This is a genomic window from Streptomyces sp. NPDC038707 (assembly GCF_040636485.1).
GTDB lineage: Bacteria > Actinomycetota > Actinomycetes > Streptomycetales > Streptomycetaceae > Streptomyces.
In genome coordinates this window covers 262,079-282,078 of sequence record NZ_JBEZUP010000001.1, presented here as the reverse complement: position 1 = coordinate 282,078, position 20,000 = coordinate 262,079, and the positions used below count along the sequence as shown (strand labels likewise).

Below are 20,000 nucleotides of genomic sequence, written 5' to 3'. Positions count from 1 at the left end.
GCGGGGGCCGTGCGGGGCGCCGGAGTGCGGGACCGTCACCGGCCTGTCCGGGCGTGCCGGGCGAGGTGGCGCAGGGCGGTGGCGAACTCCTCGGCCACCCGGCGCACGGTCGCGGTGTCGTGGACGCCGGGCCGGTGGTGCCAGGTGAAGGCGAGCCGGCCGTCCTGGACGGCGCCGACCACCTCCAGCGGGTGGGAGCCGGGGTCCCGGGGGTCGTGGTCCTGGCCGAACGAGCCGTGTTCGGCGCGGACCAGGCCGCCGTCGGCCGTGTCGGGGCGGGCGTCCCACTGGCCGAGGTAGTTGAACACCACCTGGCTGTGCGCGGTGCCGCCGAGGCGTTCGCGGACCTCCGGCGGGCCGAAGGTGCGCAGCGCGCCGAAGCCGATGCCGCCGCCGGGCACGGCGCGCAGCTGGCGGCGCACCGACTTCACCAGCGTCCGCCAGTCCCGGTCCGGGCCGAGGCGGCCGGGGTCGGGCACCTGGAGGGCGACCGGGTGGACGGTGGTGAACCAGCCGACGGTGCGGGTCAGGTCGACACCGTCGAGGAGGTCCTCGCGGCCGTGTCCCTCCAGGTCCAGGCGGACCCGGTCGCGTCCCGTCCAGCGGGCGAGGGCGAGGGCGAGGGCGGCGAGCAGCACGTCGTTGACACGGGTGCGGTAGGCGGTGGGCGCGGAGCGCAGCAGGGCGGTGGTGTCCGCCTCGTCGAGTTCCACGCTCACCGTGGCCGCCGGCGCCGGGTCGGCGGCCGGGGCCGGGGGCTCCTCGGTGCTCACCGCCTGCTCCCAGTAGGGCAGTTCGTGGTCGAGGCCGCCCTCGGCGACGTGTGCGGCGAGCCGCCGGGACCACTCCCGGAAGCTGGTGCTCCGCTCCCCCAGGGTGACCGGGCCGCCCTGGCGGGCCTGCCGGTAGGCGGCCTCCAGGTCATCGCGCAGGATGCGCCAGGAGACGGCGTCCACGACCAGGTGGTGGGCGACGAGGAGGAGGAACGCGGGCCGGCCGGACGCGCCGGTGAACAGGGCCGCGCGCAGTTGCGGGCCGTGGGCCAGGTCGAAGCTCGCGTGCAGTTCGTCGGCGGCCTTGGCCATGGCCGCGTCGGCGTCCTCGGCGGACAGGCCCGTCAGGTCGTGGCGGACGAGGAGGTCCCGGCCGGCGGCGGGCGGCGGGTTGAACTGCCGCCAGCTCCCTTCCTCCTGCGTGAACGTCATGCGCAGGGCGTCGTGGTGTTCCAGCAGCGCGTCCAGGGCGGCGCGCAGGGCCCGCGGGTCGGGGGTGCCGTCGAGTTCCAGCAGCGCCGACTGGTTGAAGTGGTGGTGGGCGGCGCGCGGGGTGGTGAGGAACCAGTGCTGGATCGGGGTGAGCGGCACCTCGCCGGTGACCGGGCCCTCGGCGGAGCGCCGGGGCGCGGTGCGGACGACGGTGGCGAGGTCGGCGACGGTCTGGTGGGTGAACAGGTCCCGGGTGGCCACGTGCAGCCCGTCGCGGCGCAGCCGGGAGACCACCTGCATGCTCAGGATGGAGTCGCCGCCGAGCGCGAAGAAGTTGTCGTCGGCGCCGACGTCCGCGATGCCCAGCACGTCCGCCCAGATCCGGGCGATCCGGCGTTCGGTGTCGGTGCGCGGTGCGGTGCGCGGCCCGTCCGCGGCCTGGGCGGGGCCGGGCGCGGGCAGGGCCCGGCGGTCGGTCTTGCCGTTCGGCGTGAGCGGCAGCCGTTCCAGCGGGACGAAGACCGACGGCACCATGTGCGGGGGCAGCGACCCGGCCAGGTGCACCCGCAGTTCGCCGACGGGCAGGGCGGTGCCGGACGGCTCCGCGGGAACGACGTAGGCGACGAGCCGGGCCGGTGCGCCGGCCTGGTCCGCGCGGACGACGACGGCCGCGTCCCGGACCAGCGGGCTGCGGCGCAGCGCGCTCTCGATCTCGCCGGGTTCGATGCGGTAGCCGCGCAGCTTGACCTGGTCGTCGGCGCGGCCGGCGAACCGGAGCCGGCCGTCGGCGGTCCACCGGACCAGGTCCCCGGTGCGGTACATCCGCTCCCCCGGCGTCCCGGACGGGTCGGGCAGGAACCGCTGGGCGGTCAGTCCCGGCCGGCCCAGGTAGCCGCGGGCCAGTCCGGGCCCGGAGACGTACAGCTCGCCGGTGACGCCGGGCGGTACGGGGCGCAGGGCGGCGTCGAGCACCTGGACGCGGGTGGCGCCGGCGGGGCGGCCGATGGACGGGGTGCCGGCGCCGGGGGTCAGCGGGCCGGTCCAGGTGGCGACCACGGTGGCCTCGGTGGGGCCGTAGGAGTTGATCATGCGGCGGCCGGGGGCCCAGGTGTCGACCAGGTCGGCGGGGCAGGCCTCGGCGCCCACGATCAGGGTGCGCAGCCGGGGCAGGGCCGCGGCGTGCTCGGGCGGTACGGTGGCCAGCGCGGCCGGCGGGATCAGGGTGTGGGTGATCTCCCGTCCGGCGAGCACCTCGGCGAGCCGTTCCCCGACCAGTGGTCCTTCCTCGCCGGTGACCAGGGCGGCCCCGCTCAGCAGGGAGACGCACAGTTCCAGCACGGAGGCGTCGAAGCTCGGGGAGGCGAACTGGAGGACCCGGTCGCCGGGGCCCGCCGCGTACTGTCCGGCGGCTGCCGCGGCGAAGGAGGCCAGGCCCCGGTGGGTGACCACGACGCCCTTGGGGGTGCCGGTGGAGCCGGAGGTGTAGATGACGTAGGCGGGGTGGGCGGGGGTGAGCGCGGTGGCGCGGTCGGCGTCCGTGGGCGCCGTGTCCGGTCCGTCGGCGGTCCACACCTCGGCCGGGTCACCCAGGACCAGGTGGGCGCCCGCGTCCCGGATCATGAACTCCCTTCTGGGGGCCGGGTAGTCGGGGTCCACGGGCAGGAAGGCGCCGCCGGCCTTGGCGACGGCGAGCTGGGCCACGACGACCGACGCCGAGCGGGGCAGCGCCAGGGCGACCACGCGCTCCGGGCCGACGCCGTCGCGAAGGAGCCGGTGCGCCAGCCGGTTGGCCGCCCGGTCGGCCTCGGCGTACGTCAGTTCCCGGTCGCCGTCGATCAGCGCCACGGCGTCGGGGGTACGGGCCGCCTGCCGTTCGAACAGGGCGGGCAGGGTGGACTCGGGCACCGGGCCGAAGGTGCCCCGGCCGTGCGCCGACAGGGCCCTGAGTTCGTCGTCGGAGGCGAGCGGCAGGGCGCCGAGCGGGCGGTCGGGGTCGTCGGCGACGGCGCGCAGCAGGGTGCCGAGCTGTGCGGCCATCCGTTCGGCGGTGGCCGCGTCGAACAGGTCGGTGTTGTAGGTGAGCAGGCCGTGCAGGGCGCCGGTGCCGGTCTCGGCGAACTCCACGGTGAGGTCGAACGCGGCCTGCTCCGACTCCGGTTCGACGTCGGTGACGTCCAGGCCGGGCAGGTCGAGGGCGGCGGCCGGGGTGTTCTGGAGGACGACCATGACCTGGAAGAGCGGGCTGCGGCTGGTGTCCCGCTCGGGCTGGACGGCGTCCACGACCCGCTCGAACGGCACGTCCTGGTGGGCGAAGGCGTCGAGGACGGTCTGCCGTACGTCGGTGAGGAACGCGGAGAACGGGCGTGCGGCCTCGGCCCGGGAGCGCAGCACCAGGGTGTTGACGAAGAAGCCGACCAGGCCCTGGGTCTCGGGGCGGTCGCGGCCGGAGGTGACGGTGCCCACGGCGATGTCCTCGGTGCCCGACAGCCGCGCCAGGTAGGTCTGGGCGGCGGCGACGAGCGTGGTGAACAGGGTGGTGCCGTGGTCCCGGGCGAGCCGGGTGAGCCGGGTGACGGCCGGGGCGGGCACGGTCAGCCGGGCGGTCGCGCCGGCGGTGGTGCGCACCGGCGGGCGGGGCCGGTCGGTGGGCAGCTCCAGCGGTGCCGTGCCGGCCAGCCGCTCCTTCCAGTGGGCGAGGTGTTCGTCGGCGTCGCTGTCCCCGGCGGTGCGCTGCCAGTGCGCGTAGTCGGCGTACTGCACCGGCAGCGGCGGCAGGTCGTGCTGCGGCACGCCGAGTCCGGCGCGGTAGTGGTGGGCGAGGTCGCCGAGCAGGACGGCGGTGGACCAGCCGTCGGTGACGATGTGGTGCAGAGTGAGGACGAGGACGTGGTCCTGCCCGGCGAGCCGGACCAGGCCGGCCCGCAGCAGCGGGCCCTCGCGCAGGTCGAAGGGGCGGGCCCGCTCCTCGGCGAGCAGCCGCCGCAGCGCCGGCTCGCGTGCGCCCTCGGCGAGGCGGGAGAGGTCGCGGACGGGCAGCGGCACGTCCTGGGGCGGGTGGACGATCTGGACGCCGTGCCCGTCGACGCTGTCGAAGGTGGTGCGCAGGGTCTCGTGCCGGGCCACCACGGCGGCGAGGGCGGCGCGGAGCGCGCCGGTGTCCAGGGTGCCGCGCAGCCGGAGGGCGAGCGCGGTCGTGTACTCCGCGCCGCCGGGCTCGAACTCCTGGAGGAACCACAGGCGTTGCTGGGCGTGCGACATCGGCGCGACGGCGTCGCGGGCGACCGGGACCAGTGCGGGCCGGCCGGGTCCGCGCCGGGTGCCGAGGAAGCGGGCCAGGGCGGCCGGCGTGGGGTGGGTGAACACGGCGCGCGGGGTGACGTCGGTGCCGAAGGCCTCGGCGAGGCGGGAGGCGAGCCGGATGCTGAGGATCGAGTCGCCGCCGAGCTGGAAGAAGTCGTCTTCCACCCCGGGCGGTTCGCTGCCCAGCACCTCCGCGAAGACGGCCGCCGCGCGGCGCTCGGCCTCGGTGCGGGGCTCGGTCCGGGTGCGTCCCGGCAGGGCCTCCGGGGCGGGCAGGGCGGACCGGTCGACCTTGCCGTTGCGGCTGAGCGGGAGCGCGGCGAGCGGGACGACGGCGGTGGGCACGAGGTAGTCGGGCAGGGTGCGGGCGGCGAAGGCCCGCAGCTCCCCGGCGTCCCGGCCGGCCTCGCCGACGACATAGGCCACGAGCCGTTTGGCGCCCGGCCGGTCCTCGCGGGCCAGGACGGCGACGTCCGTCACGCCCGGGTGGGCGGCGAGCGCGGCCTCGACCTCGCCGGGCTCGACCCGGAAACCGCGGATCTTCACCTGGTCGTCGGCCCGGCCCAGGAACTCCAGAGTGCCGTCCGGGCGCCGCCGGGCCAGGTCGCCGGTGCGGTACATGCGGGCACCGGGCGGGCCGGCGGGGTCGGCGAGGAAGCGGGCGGCGGTCTCCCCGGGGCGGCCAAGGTAGCCGCGCGCGACGCCCTCGCCGGCCAGGTACAGCTCGCCCGGGCAGCCCGGCGGTACGGGGCGCAGCCGGGTGTCGAGGAGGTGGGCCCGCATGTCGTCCAGCGGCCGGCCGATGGGGACGGTGCCGGGCACGGCGGCCGGGTCGGTGAGGGCGAAGGAGGTCGCGAAGGTGGTGGTCTCGGTGGGGCCGTACCCGTCGACGACGGTGAGGCCGGGGCAGGCGGCCAGCACCCGGCGCACGGCCGGGGCGGGGACGATGTCGCCGCCGGTCCACACCTGCCTGAGGCCCCGGAAGCAGTCGGGGGCGTCCTGGGCGAGCAGCCGGAACAGCCCGGCGGTCAGCCACAGCGCGGTCAGCCCGCCGCCGTCGGCGAGCCGGCGCAGCAGGGCCGCGTCCACGGTGTCACCGGGCGCGACGACCACGCGTCCGCCGTTGAGGAGCGGTGCCCACACCTCGAAGGTGGCCGCGTCGAACGCCACCGGCGAGTGCAGCAGCACCCGGTCGCACACCCCGCCGCCGAACCGGCTGTCGGTGGCCAGCGCCGCCACGTCCCGGTGCCGCACCGCGACGGCCTTGGGCAGCCCGGTGGAGCCGGAGGTGAACATCACGTAGGCCAGCCGGTCGGGGTCGGGGCGCGGCAGCCGGTGGCCCGCCGCACCGGTACGGGCCGCGGCAACGTCCGCCGCCGTGAGGCGGGTGGCCGCGTCCGCCCGGCGCAGCAGGGTGCGGCGGCGTTCCTCGGGCGCCCGGGGATCCACGGGGACGTAGGCGCCGCCGGCCAGGAGCACCGCGAGCTGGGCGACGACGAGTTCGGCGGAGCGGTCCATCAGCAGGGCCACCCGGCCCTCGGGCGCCAGTCCGCCGGCCAGCAACCGGCCGGCCAGCGTCCCGGCCCAGGCGTGCAGTTCGCGGTACGTCAGCTCCAGGCCGCCGTCGTGGACCGCGACCGCGTCCGGGGTGCGGCGGGCCTGCTCGGCGAACAGGTCCACGGGGCTGCGCGGGTCGGCCGGGCGGACGGTGGTGTTCCAGGCGGCCAGTTGTTCGCGGTCGGCCGGGGTGAGCAGGTCCAGGCCGGCCAGGCCGGTGTCGAAGCCGTCGGCGAGGGTGGTGAGCAGCGCGGCCAGCCGGCCGGCGGCGCGCTCGGCGGTGCCGGCGTCGAACAGGGCGGGGTCGTAGGCCAGGTCGAAGCCGAGCCGTTCGTCGAGGTGGGCGCGCAGGCACCAGGCGAAGGTGGTGGCGTCGTCGGCGCGCACCTCCTCCACGCGGATGCCGGTGCGGGCGGTCGCCGACTCGTCCACGGGGTAGTTCTCGAACACCACCATGCTGTCGAACAGCGGCTCGCCGGGCGGTACTTCGCTGACGGCCTGGATGCGGGGCAGCGCGAGGAAGTCGAAGCGGCGGGCGTCGCTCTGCCGTTCCTGGAGGTCGCGCAGCCAGGGCAGCACCGGTCCGGCGGGGATCCGTACCCGGGTCGGCACGGTGTTGACGAACATGCCGATCATGCCCTCGACACCGGGCAGTTCGGCCGGGCGGCCGGAGACGGTGGTGCCGAACACCACGTCGTCCCGGCCGCCGGAGCGGGCCAGCAGGAGCGCCCAGGCGCCCTCCACGACGGTGCTGACGGTGAGTCCGGCGCGGGCGGCGCCCTCCCGCAGCCGCCGGGTCACCCCGGCGTCCAGTTCGTGGTGGACGGCGGCGGCGGAGCGGGCGCGGTGGGCCTCGACGGGGGTGCGGTCGTAGGGCAGCGGGGTGCGGGCGGTGAATCCGGCGAGCGCCTCGGCCCAGTGCCGTTCGGCGGCCGGCTCGTCCTGGGTGCGCAGCCAGTGCAGGAAGTCCGCGAAGGGCCGCCGCACGGGGGGTGCCTCCTCGGGGCCGCCGGTGAGGGCCGCGTAGCGTGCGCAGACCTCGGTGAGCAGCTGCCCGGTGCTCCAGCCGTCGAGGACGATGTGGTGGGTGGACCACAGCAGCAGCACCTCGTCGCCGGGCAGGGCGGCCAGGGTGAGCCGGGTCAGCGGTGCGGTGGTGAGGTCCAGGCCGGCCGCGCGGTCCTCGGCGAGCAGCCGTTCGGTGTGCTCGGCGCGCTCGGCGGGCGTCAGGGTGCGCCAGTCGAGGTGGGTGACGGGCAGCCGGGCGTGGCGGTGGACGACCTGCACGGGGTGGGGCAGGCCCTGCCAGTGGACGCTGGTGCGCAGCGCCGGGGTGCGGTCGGCGACCTGCTGCCAGGCGGTGGCGAAGGTGCCCGGGTCGGCCACCCCGGACAGCCGTACGGCCGTGCGGTCGAAGTAGGCGTGCTCGGAGCCGACGAGGCCGTGGAAGAGCATGCCGGACTGGAGCGGGGTGAGCGGCAGCACGTCCTCGACGTGCCGGCCGGTGCCGACGAGCCGGTCGAGCTGGTCCTGGCCGAGGCCGGCGAGGGGGAAGTCGGAGGGGGTACGGCCGCCGGCTCCGGGGCCCGCGCAGTGCTCCGTGATCTCGCGCAGGGCGGTGAGGGTGTCCTCGGCGAGCCGGCGGACGGTGGCCTCGTCGTAGACGGCCGCCGGGTAGGTCCAGCCGAGTTCGAGGCGGCCGTGCTGGACGACGCCGGTGATGTCCAGCAGGTAGGGGCGGGGTTCGTCCGGGTCGGTGTCGCGGCCGGCCGGGGGCAGCGCGGCGCGGAACAGCCCGTCGGTGCCGTCGGTGTCCCACTGGCCGTGGTAGTTGAAGCCGACCTTCGGTGCCGGGGCGCCGCCGAGCGGGCTGCCGGGCACCAGGTGGCGCAGGGCGCCGTGGCTCAGGCCGTGCAGCGGGACCGCGCGCAGTTGTTCCTTGACCGAGCGGAGGGTGTCGTGCCAGCCGGCGTCCGGGGCGACGCGCAGGGCCAGGGGGTACTCGGCGGTGAACCAGCCGACGGTCCGGGACAGGTCGACGTCCTCGAACAGTTCCTCCCGGCCGTGGCCCTCCACGCCCAGCAGGACGGTGTCGCGTCCGCACCAGCGGGCCAGGGTGCGGCCGAGGGCGCTGAGCAGGACGTCGTTGACCTGGGTGCGGTAGGTCTCGGGGACCCGGCGCAGCAGGGCGTCGGTGGCGGACTCGTCCAGGGTGACGGTGAGGGTGGCGGCGGTGCCGTGGGTGTTCGGCCCGGGGCGTCCGGCGGGCAGTTCGGCGGGGGCCGTGCCGGTGCGGGTCCAGTACGGCAGGTCGGCGTCCAGGGCGCCGGAGCGGGTGTGCCGCTCCAGACGGGCGGCCCAGTGGCCGTAGGGGGTGCCGGTGGCGGGCAGGCCGGCGGGCCGGCCGGCCGCCGCCGCCCGGTGGGCGGCCTCCAGGTCCGCGAGCAGGATCCGCCAGGACACCCCGTCGATCACCAAGTGGTGCGCGGTCACGACGAGTTGGCCAGGGCGCTGCGGGCCCCGGTCGAGGAACAGGACGCGGACGACCCGCCCGGCCGTGGGATCGAGGGCGGCCTGCGCCTGTTCCGTCAGCCGCTGGGCCTCGCGCTCCAGCGCCGGGCCGTCCAGCGCGGCCACGTCGTGCCGGGTGAACACGCCGTCCGGGGCGTCGGGCAGCGCCTCCTGGCGCCAGCCGTCGGGGGTGTGGCGGAACCGGGTGCGCAGGGCCGCGTGCCGGCCCAGGACCGCGTGGGCGGCCTGCTCCAGGGCCGGGGAGCGGGTGCCGGGGGCCAGTTCCAGGCGCTGGGTCATGGTGAACCGCAGCGGCCGGGCGGGGTCGCGGCCGTCCAGGTACCAGTGCTGGATCGGGGTCAGCGGTGCCTCGCCGGTCTCCTGCACGGCCGCGTGCGGAGTGGACTCCTTCACCCGCAGGGCTAGTTCGCCGACGGTCTGGTGCCGGAAGACGTCCTTGGTGGTGAGGGCGAGTCCGGCCTGCCGGGCGCGGGAGACGATCTGGATGCTCAGGATGGAGTCGCCGCCGAGGGTGAAGAAGTTGTCGCGGGCGCCGACGCGTTCGACGCCGAGCACCTCGGCCCAGATGGCGGCCAGGCGTTCCTCGGTGCCGGCGCGGGGGGCGACGTACGGGGTGGTGCTGTCGGGCTGCGCGGGCGGGGCCGGCAGGGCGCGCCGGTCGGTCTTGCCGCTGGTGGTGCGGGGGATGCGGGCGAGCGGGACGAACGCGGTGGGCACCAGGTGGTCGGGCAGGGTGCGGCGCAGCGCGAGGCGCAGGGCGTCGGCGGACGGGGCCCGGCCGGCGGCGGGCACCACATAGCCGACGAGCATGAGCCGGCCGGCGTGTTCCCGGTCGGCCACCGCGGCGTCGGCGATGTCGGGGTGGTCCAGCAGGGCGGCCTCCACCTCGCCGGGCTCGATGCGGAACCCGCGGATCTTGACCTGTTCGTCCACCCGGCCGAGGAACTCCAGCAGCCCGTCCCGGTCCCAGCGGGCCCGGTCCCCGGTGCGGTACATCCGCTCCCCCGGCGCCCCGAAGGGGTCGGCGAGGAAGCGGGCGGCGGTGAGGCCGGGGCGGTTCCGGTAGCCGCGGGCCACCTGCGCCCCGGCCAGGTACAGCTCGCCGGGCACGCCGGGCGGCACCGGGCTGAGGGCGCCGTCGAGGACGTAGGCGCGCAGGCCGCCGCCGGGGCGGCCGATGACGGGGCGGTCGGGCCGGTCGGCGACGCGGCCGTAGACGGCGTCGACGGTGCACTCGGTGGGCCCGTACATGTTGTACACGGCGACGCCCAGGTCCCGTTCGGTGCGCGCCAGTTCGTGCCAGTCCGCCGGGGTGACGGCCTCGCCGCCGACGAGCAGCAGGCGCGGGTGGTGGCGGCCGGGGGCGAGCAGTCCGGCGGCGGTGAGTTCGCGCAGGAACGACGGGGTGACGTTGACCAGGTCCAGGCGGTGTTCGGCGACTTGGGCGCAGAACGCCTGCGGATCCAGGCGCACGTCCTCGTCTATCAGGTGCACCTCGTGCCCGAGGGCGAGGAGCAGCGGCCCCTCCCAGGAGGTGTCGAAGGAGAAGGAGGCGCTGAGCGCGGCCCGCAGCCGTCGCCCGTCCGCGGTGTGCGGGGCAAGCAGGCCCTCGCGGTGGTCGTGGCAGAGGTTGACCAGGTGCCGGTGTTCGACGGCGACGCCCTTGGGGCGGCCGGTGGAGCCGGAGGTGTGGACGAGGTAGGCGGTGTGCGCGGGCAGCAGGGGCCGGACCCGGTCGGCGTCGGTCGGGTCGTGGTCGGGCAGCCGGTCCCAGGGCACCTCGTCGAGGCCGGTCAGCAGGGTGTGCGGGCGGGTGTCGGCGAGCAGGAGGTCCTGCCTGGCCGAGGGGAGTCCGGGGTCGAGGCAGAGCAGGGTGGCGCCCGCCTTGAGGACCGCGAGCAGGGCGACCATCAAGTCGGTGGTGCGCGGCAGGCGTACGGCGACGACGTCCTCGGGGCCGGCGCCCCGGGCGATGAGGTGGTGGGCGAGCCGGTTGGCGCGCCGGTTGAGCGCGGCGAAGTCCAGGGTGGTGTCGCGGGCGGCCAGGGCGGTGTGGCGGGGGGTGCGGGCGGCCTGGGCCTCGAAGAGGGCGGGGAAGGTGGTGTCCGGCGCGGGCAGCGGGGCGCCCTGACCGTGGCGGAGCACCTGGCGCCGTTCGTCGCCGGTCATCAGCGGCAGCCGGCCCACCTGCTGCCCGGGGTCCTCGGCGGCGGCCTCCAGCAGGACGCGCAGCCGGGCGGCGAGGCGTTCGGCGGTGCCGTGGTCGAACAGGCCGGTGCTGTACTCCAGATGGCCGGTGAGGCCGTCGCCGGTCTCCACGAAGTCGAAGGCGAGGTCGAAGGTGGCGGTGCGCACCGGCGGGGTGACCGGTTCCACCGTCAGGCCGGGCAGCCGGGGCGGCTCGGCGTCCAGGTTGTGCAGGGCGACCATGACCTGGAACAGCGGGGTACGGCTGGTGTCCCGCTCGGGCTGGACGGCGTCCACCACGCGTTCGAAGGGGACCTCCTGGTGGGCGAACGCCTCCAGGACTGTGGTGCGCACCTCGGCCAGCAGCTCCCGGAAGGACAGTTCGGGGCGGACCCGGGCGCGCAGTACCAGCGTGTTGACGAACATGCCGACGACGTCGTGGAGTTCGGCCTTCTCGCGGCCGGCGGTGACGGTGCCGACGGTGACGTCCTCCTGGCCCGCCCAGCGGGCGAGGAGCACCTGGCAGGCCGTCACCAGGGTCATGTAGAGGGTGGCGTCGGTCTCCCGGCCGCGGGCGCGCAGCCGCTCGGTGAGCGCGGCGGGCAGGGTGAACGTCAGCAGGGCGCCCTCCCGGGTGCGGACGGCCGGGCGCGGCCGGTCGGTCGGCAGCTCCAGCGGGGTCACGCCGTCCAGGGCCGCACGCCAGTGGGCGAGGTCGGACTCGGTCCGCCCGGCGCGGGAGCGCTGCCAGGCGGCGTAGTCGGCGTAGCGGACGGGCAGTCCGGGCAGGGCGGGGCGGCGGCCTTCCAGGGCCGCGGTGTACAGCTCGCCCAGGTCCCGGGCCAGCACACCGCCGGACCAGCCGTCGGTGACGATGTGGTGGACGGCCAGGACGAGCACGTGCTCGTCGGCGGTGAACCGGGCCAGCCGGGCGCGCAGCAGCGGTCCCGAGGCCAGGTCGAAGGGGGTGGCGGCCTCGCGGTCCAGCAGGGCGTCCAGGGCGGCGGCGTCCGGCAGGTCGTCCACCGGGAGGTCGACGGGCCGTGGCGGGTGCACGGACTGCCGTGCCTGGCCGTCGTGTTCGGCGAACGTGGTGCGCAGTGCCTCGTGCCGGGCGACCAGGCCGTCCAGCGCGGTGCGCAGCGCGCCGGTGTCCAGGTGGCCGCGCAGCCGCAGCACGGACAGGGTCGTGTAGGCGGTGCCGCCCGGCTCGAACCGGTCGAGGAACCACAGGCGTTGCTGGGCGTACGACAGGGGGGCCGGGGCGGCCGGGTCGGTGGCCGGGACGGCGTCCGCGGTGTCCGCGGGGCGGGGCTCGTCCAGCGCGGCGGCGAGGGCGGACAGGGTGGAGTGGGTGAACAGCAGCCGGGGCGAGATCTCCGTGCCGAAGGCGGCGCGCAGCCGGGAGGTGACGCGGACGGCGAGGATGGAGTCGCCGCCGAGGGCGAAGAAGTCGTCGTCGGCGCCGACCTCGTCGGTGTCCAGGACGTCCGTCCAGGCGGCGGCGACCAGCCGTTCGGCCCGGGTGCGCGGCGGGGTCCGGCCGGCGTCGGCGGCGAAGCCGTCGGGGCCGGGCGCGGGCAGGGCGCGCCGGTCGAGCTTGCCGTTGACGGTGAGCGGCAGCGCGGCCAGCGGCACATAGGCGGCCGGCACCATGTGCGCGGGCAACAGCTCGGCCAGGTAGGCGCGGAGTTCGGCGGCGGACGGGGGTGGTACGGCACGGTCGCCGGTGCCGGTGCCGACGACGTGGGCGACCAGGCGGCGGGTGCCGGCGGCGTCCTCGTACACGCCGACGGTGGCCGCGCCCACGCCCGGGTGGTGGTGCAGGGCGGCCTCGATCTCGCCGGGCTCGATGCGGTAGCCGCGGATCTTGACCTGCTGGTCGGCGCGGCCCAGGTACTCCAGGGTGCCGTCGGCCCGCCAGCGCGCCCGGTCGCCGGTGCGGTACATGCGGGTGCCGGGCCGTCCGAACGGGTCGGCGAGGAAGCGGGTCGCGGTGAGCCCGGGGCGGCCCAGGTAGCCGCGGGCCAGGCCCTCGCCGGCCACGAACAGCTCGCCCACGGCGCCGGGCGGCACCGGCCGGAGGGAGCCGTCGAGGACGTAGAGCCTGAGGTCGGGGATGCCGGTGCCGATGGGGCTCGCGGTGCCGGCGCGGGCCGCCTCGGCGTCCAGCGGGGCGTAGGTGACGTGCACGGTGGTCTCGGTGATGCCGTACATGTTCACCAGGCGGGGCGCGGTGTCCGGGTGGCGGGCGTACCAGTCGGCGAGCCGGGCGACGTCCAGCGCCTCGCCGCCGAACACCACCGTGCGCAGCGCCAGCCGTCCGCTCACCTCTGGGAGTTCGGCGTCCGCGCGGACCAGCGGGTAGAACGCGGAGGGGGTCTGGTTGAGGACGGTGACCCGTTCGTCGGCGAGCAGGCGCAGGAAGTCCTCCGGGGAACGGGCGGTGTCCTCGGGGACGATCACCAGCCGGCCGCCGTGCAGCAGCGGCCCCCACAGCTCCCACACCGAGAAGTCGAAGGCGTAGGAGTGGAACAGCGTCCATACGTCGTCGGGGCCGAAGCCGAACCAGTCCCGGGTGCGGGTGAACAGCCGGACGACGCCTGCGTGCGGGACGACGACGCCCTTGGGGCGGCCGGTGGAGCCGGAGGTGTAGATGGCGTAGGCGGGGCTCTCGGGCAGCGCGCGGCGGGGCGGGCCGGCGGCCGGGCGGCGGGCCAGGTCGGCGCGCACCTCCGGGTCGTCGAGTGACAGCCGGGGTACGCCGGTGCCGGCCAGGGTCCGCCCGGTGGTGACCAGCGCTCTCGGCCGGGCGTCGGCCAGCAGGTTCCGGACGCGTTCGGCGGGCAGGGCGGGGTCGATGGGCAGGTAGGCGGCGCCGGTCTTGAGGACGGCGAGGACGGCCACGACGAGGTCGGTGGAGCGGGGCAGGGCGAGGGCGACGAACGCCTCGGGGCCGGCGCCGAGTTCGGCGAGCCGGTGCGCGAGCCGTCCGGCGCGCGCGTCCAGGGTGGCGTAGTCGAGCCGTTCGGCGCCGCAGGTGACGGCCTCGGCGTCGGGGGTGCGGGCGGCCTGGGCGGCGAACAGGGCGTCCAGGGTACCGTCGGGCCGGCCCGCCGCGGTGCCGTTCCAGTCCGCCAGCATCCGGCGCCGCTCCTCGGCCGTGGTCCAGGCGAGGGCGCGCAGCGGGCGGTCCGGGCCGGCGGCCAGCTCGGTGAGCAGCAGGCACAGCCGGCCGGCGAGGGAGCGTACGGTCGGGGCGTCGAACAGCTCGGGGTCGTAGGCGAGGTCGAAGCCGAACCGCTCGCCCTGCCAGGCGCGCAGCACCAGCGGGTAGTTGGTGGCGTCGCGGGCAAAGACGTCGGCCAGCCGGATGCCCGCCGTGGCCGAACGCGCCTCGTCGAAGGGGTAGTTCTCGAAGGCGACCATGCTGTCGAACAGCGGGCTGCCGGCGGGTACGTCGCTCAGCGAGGTCAGCTCGGCGAGGGACACGTCGGCGAACCGCCGGGCCTCGGCCTGCTCCTCCTGGAGCCGCCGGAGCCAGTCGGTCGCGGTGCCCGTGTCGTCCACGCGGACACGGGTCGGCAGGGTGTTGATGAACATGCCGACCATCGACTCGGCGCCGGGCAGGTCGTCGGGGCGTCCGGAGACGGTGGTGCCGAACAGCACGTCCGGCTCGGCGGCGTAGCGGGACAGCAGCAGCGCCCAGGCGCCCTGCACCACGGTGCCGAGGGTGAGCCCGGCCGCGCGGGCGGTGCGGACGAGGCGCGCGGACACCTCCTCGGACAGGGCGGCGGTGTGCACCTGGCCGGAGCGGGTCTCGTGGCCCGGGCGGCGGACGCGGTCGGCGGGCAGCGGGGTGGGGGTGGCGAACCCGGCGAGGACGGTCCGCCAGTGGGCGCGGGCGGCCTCGGTGTCCCGGCCGGCCAGCCAGCGCACATAGTCGCCGAACGGCCGCCGCGCCGGGGGCCGCGGAGCGGTGCCGGTGGTGAGGGCCGCGTACTCCTCGAACACGTCGGTGAGCACCTGGGCGAGGCTCCAGCCGTCCAGGATCAGATGGTGGGAGGTCCACAGCAGCTGCACCCGGGCGTCGGGCAGCCGGACCAGGGTGAGCCGCATCAGCGGTGCGGTGCCGAGGTCCAGGCCGCGGGCGAGGTCGTCGGCGCGCAGCCGCTCCAGCCGTGCGGCCCGCTCCCCCGCGTCCAGCCCCCGCCAGTCCACCTGTCCGACGGGCACGGTGACGTGCCGGTGGACGACCTGGAGCGGCACCGGTACGCCCTCCCACACCACCGAGGTGCGCAGGGCCGGGGTTCGGTCGGTGACCCGCTGCCAGGCCAGGGCGAGGGCGTCGGGGTCGGTGACACCCTCCAGCAGGAGGGCGGCCTGGTCCACGTACACGTCGTCCGGTCCGCCGACCAGCCGGTGGAAGAGCATGCCCTCCTGGAGCGGGGTGAGGGGCAGCAGGTCCTCCACGTCCCGGCCGTCGCCGGCGAGGCGGTCCACCGCGGCCTGGTCCAGGCGGGCCAGCGGGAAGTCGGAGGGGGTACGGCCGCCCGCGCCGGGCCGGGCGCAGTGCTCGGCGACGGCGGCCAGCGCGGCCACCATGCCGTCGGCCAGCCGGCGGACGGTGCCGGTGTGGTGCACCTGGTCGCTGTAGTGCCAGGTGATCTCCAGCTCCCCGTCGGCGACCAGGGCGGACACGTCCAGGAGGTGGTCCAGGGGCGCGCCGGGGTCCAGGTCGCCGCCGGGTACGTCGGCGACGGGCGCGAAGTCCCCTCCGGCGGACGCCTCCCACTGGCCGTGGTAGGTGAAGCACACCTCGGGCAGCGGAAGTCCGCCGAGCGCGCGGGCGGCCGGCGCGGGCGAGCCGAGGTGGCCCAGGGCCTGGTAGCCGAGTCCGCGGCGGGGCACGGCCCGCAGGCGTTCCTTGACCGACTTGAGGGTGGTCCCCCAGTCGTCCGGGCCGGCCGGGGTCAGGGTGACCGGGTACTGGGTGGTGAACCAGCCGACCGTGCGGGACAGGTCGGCGCCCTCCACCAGGTCCTCCTCGCGGCCGTGGCCCTCCAGGGCCACGGTCACCCGGTCGGTGCCGGCCCAGTCGGCCAGCACCCGGCCCAGCGCGCTCAGCAGCACGTCGTTGACCTGGGTGCGGTAGACGCCGGGCACCTTGCGCAGCAGGGCCTCGGTGGTGGCCCGGTCCACCCGGGTGCGGACCGTGCGCACGGATCCGGCGAGCGGGGTGCCGGGCAGGTCGACGGGGAGCGGGGTGCGCGGTTCGGCGGTCTGCCGCGTCCAGTGGGGCAGGTCGTCGTCCAGGCCGCCGGCCCGGACCAGATCGGCGAGTTCGCGTGCCCAGGCGGTGAACGGGGTGTGTTCGGGCTCCAGGTGCGGTTCCTCGCCCGTCACGGCCTGCCGGTAGGCCGTTTCCAGGTCGGTGAGCAGGATCCGCCAGGAGACGCTGTCGACGGCCAGGTGGTGGGCGGCGAGGAAGAGTCGCGGGCGGTCCGTGCCGCCGGTGAGCAGGGCGGCGCGCAGCAGGGTGCCGGCGGCCGGGTCCAGGGCGGCGCGGGCGGCCCGGGCCGCCTCGGCGGGCGGGGTGCCGGGGGCGCAGCGGGTCAGCGTCCCGCCGGCCGGGCCGGTGCCGGGGTGCTGCCGCCAGGTGTCCCCGGTGCGGGTGAAGCGGGTGCGCAGGGCCGGGTGGCGGGCGACCACGGCGTCGAGCGCCCGTTCCAGCGCGTCCGCGTCCAGGTCACGGGGCAGGTCGAGCAGCATCGACATGGCGAAGTGGCGCAGCGGCCCGTGGGTGGCGAAGAACCACTCCTGGACGGGGGTGAGCGGGGCGGGCCCGTCCTCCCGGGGGCGCCGGGGCGCGGGCACGGCGGCGGTGCGGCGGCTCGCGGCGGCGGCCAGGTCGGCGACCGTCTGGTGCCGGAAGACGTCCTGGGAGCCGATGCGGAGCCCGGCGGCGCGGGCCCGGGAGACGGCCTGGATGCTGAGGATGGAGTCGCCGCCCAGCTCGAAGAAGTTGTCGGTGACCCCCACCCGGTCCACCCCGAGCACCTCGGCCCAGATACCGGCGAGGGTCTCCTCCTCGGGGGTGCGCGGAGCGGTGAACTCCCGCTCCCGGACGGGGTTTTCGGGGGCGGGCAGGGCGCGGCGGTCCAGCTTGCCGCTGGTGGTCAGGGGCAGCGCGTCCAGCGGTGTGAAGGAGGACGGCACGAGCGCCTCGGGCAGCACCCGGCGCAGCGCAGCGCGCAGGTCGGCTGGGGCGGGCCGGGGCGCGCCGGGCGCGGGCACGACGTAGGCGGCCAGGCGGGTGTGGCCGTGCGGGTCGGGCACGGCGACGACCGCGGCGGCGGCGATGCCGTCCAGCGCGAGCAGGGCGGCCTCGATCTCGCCGGGTTCGATGCGGTGACCGCGCACCTTGACCTGGTCGTCGGCGCGCCCGAGGTAGTCCAGGCGGCCGTCGGCGGTCCAGCGGGCCAGGTCGCCGGTGCGGTACATCCGCTCCCCCGGCGCCCCGAACGGGTCGGCGAGGAAGCGGGCCGCGGTCAGGCCCGGCCGGCCGGTGTAGCCGCGGGCGAGCTGCGGGCCCGCCAGATACAGTTCGCCGCCGACGCCGGGCGGGACCGGCCGGAGCCGGGCGTCCAGGACGTACGCCCGCAGTCCGGGCAGGGGGCGGCCCACCAGCGGGCGGTCACGGCCGTCGATGCGGCAGGACAGCGCGTCGACCGTGCACTCGGTCGGGCCGTAGAAGTTGTGCGCGGTCACGTCCGGGTGGGTGGCCAGCTCCCGCCACAGCGCGGGCCCGACCGGCTCGCCGCCGAGCATGAGGACGCGGGGGCGGTGCCGGGGATCGGTGAGCAGCCCGGCGGGCAGCAGCTGCCGCAGGTAGGAGGGGGTGACGTCGAGGAAGTCGATGCGGTGCTCGACCACGTACTCGACCAGGGCGGCCGGGTCCATCCGGGTGTCCTCGTCGACCAGGTGCAGCGGGTGGCCGTCGGCCAGCAGCAGCACGCCTTCGAGCGAGGTGTCGAAGGAGAAGGACGCGGTGAGCGCGACCCGCAGCGGGCCGCCGCCCGCCTCGGCGACGAAGCCGGACCGGTGCGCGGCCAGCAGGTGGGCCGCCGCGCGGTGGGGCACGGCGACGCCCTTGGGCCGGCCGGTGGAGCCGGAGGTGTGGATGACGTACGCGGTGTGCTCCGCGTCCAGCGGGGCGTGCCGGTCGGCGTCGGTGGGGTCGGTGTCCGGGGCGGTCGCGGGTACGGCGCGCAGCGCGGCCTCGTCCAGGACCAGGGCGGGGCGGGCGTCGTCCAGCAGGAACCGGACGCGTTCCTCGGGCAGCGCCGGGTCCAGCGGCAGATAGCCGGCGCCCGCCTTCCACACGGCGAGGATCGCGGTGATCATGTCGGCGGTCCGCGGCAGCCGCAGCGCCACCAGTTGTTCGGGGCCGGCGCCGAGCGTGATGAGGTGGTGGGCGAGCCGGTTGGCGCGGGCGTTGAGCGTGGCGTAGTCCAGCCGTTCACCGCCCGCGACGAGGGCGAGGGCGTCCGGGGTGCGGGCCGCCCGGCGCTGGAGGAGTTCCGCGTGGGTGGCGTCCGGCAGGGGCAGGCGCGGGCCGGCGCTCCAGTCGTGCAGGACCTGGCGCAGCTCGTCCTCGGACAGCAGCGGCAGGCTGTCCAGTGGGCGGTCCGGTGCCTCGGCCGCGCCCTGGAGCAGCCGCAGCAGCTGTCCGGCCAGCCGTTCGGCCGTGCCGGCGTCGAACAGGTCGGTGCGGTACTCCAGCAGCCCGGTCAGGCCCGCGCCGTCCGGCACGAACTCGATGCTCAGGTCGAAGGTGGCCGCCCGCCGGGGCACGGTGACCGGGGTGGCGGCGAGCCCGTGCGGGGCGGTGGCGGCGGGCGGGGCGGGGTGCAGCAGCACCATCACGTCGAACAGCGGGTTGCGGCCGGCCTCACGGGGCGCGCCCACCGCCTCCACGATCCGTTCGAACGGCGTGTCGCCGTGTGCGAAGGCGTCGCTCACCGTGTCGGCGGCCTTCGTCAGCAGGTCCCGGAAGGATGCGGCGGTGTCCACCGGGGTGCGCAGCACGACGGTGTTCACGAAGAAGCCGACGGTCCGTTCCAGGTCGGTGCGGGGCCGGCCGGGGGTGAGGGAGCCCACGGCGATGTCGTCCTGCCCGGACCAGCGGGCCAGCAGGGCCTGGACGGCGGCGACCAGGGCGGTGTGCAGGGTGCTGTGCCGTTCGGCCGCGAGGTCGCGCAGGCGCGCGGTCAGGGGGGCCGGCACGGTGAAGGTGTGCACGGCGCCCTCGCCCGCCTCCTCGCCGCGCCGCGGCCGGTCCAGCGGCAGCTCGGGCGCCACCGTCCCGGCCAGCCTGCCCTTCCAGTGGGCGAGTTCGCGGTCGAGCCGGGACCCGGAGAACTGTGCGCGCTGCCACACCGCGAAGTCCGGGTACTGCGTCGGCACCGGGGGCAGCCCGGGGGCGGCGCCGCGCGCCGACGCGTCGTAGGCCGTGCACAGTTCGTCCAGCACCACGCCCATCGACCAGCCGTCCGTCACGATGTGATGGGCCGTCAGCAGCAGGACGTGCGCGGTGGGCGACTCGCGCAGCAGCAGGGCGCGCAGCAGCGGGCCGTGCCGCAGGTCGAAGGGGCGGGCGTACTCCGCCAGCAGGTCCGCGTCCAGGTCGCTCGTGTCCCGGACCGGGAGCGGGATTGGGCCCGCCGGGTGGACGCGCTGCGCGGGGCGGCCGTCGGTCTCCTCGAAGGTGGTGCGCAGGGCCTCGTGCCGGGCCACGACGGCGGCGAGGGCGGCGCCCAGCGCCTCGTGGTCCAGCGCGCCGGTGAAGCGGACCGCGACCGCGCTGTTGTAGCGGGCGTCGCCGGGCCGCAGCCGGTCCAGGAACCACAGGCGCTGCTGGGCGAACGACAGCGGCAGCGGGTGGTCCCGGCCGGCGTGCGGGATGGCCTGCCGGGCGGCCGGAGCGGCGCCGCCGGCGGCCCGGCCGGCGAGGCGCCGGCGCAGCGCCTCCCGCATCTCCTCGGGCAGCGCCTCGGCACGGTCCCGCCGGGACGCGCCGGAGCCCGCGGCGGACCGGGCGGGGCCGGTGGGCCGGGAGGGGCCGACGGACGGGGTGGCCCCGGAGGACCTGGCGGCGCCGGAGGAGGAGCCGGCGGGGCCGGAGGCGGGGGAAGGGGTCGAAGACGTCATGGTCGT

General features: G+C 76.8%; 1 protein-coding gene. It reads right to left on the bottom strand.

Annotation, left to right across the window (positions count from 1 at the left end; all coding sequences use genetic code 11):
* Window positions 1-35 precede the first annotated feature (35 nt).
* The gene (locus AB0E62_RS01260) at window positions 36-19,994 is read right to left on the bottom strand and encodes a non-ribosomal peptide synthase/polyketide synthase (protein WP_362186213.1); all 19,959 of its coding nucleotides are present in this window, start codon (window positions 19,992-19,994) and stop codon (window positions 36-38) included.
* Window positions 19,995-20,000 lie beyond the last annotated feature (6 nt).

Bases quoted from the DNA above. Each gene is read 5' to 3' on its own strand.
- AB0E62_RS01260 (WP_362186213.1), bottom strand. From the start codon at position 19,994: ATGACGTCTTCGACCCCTTCCCCCGCCTCCGGCCCCGCCGGCTCCTCC.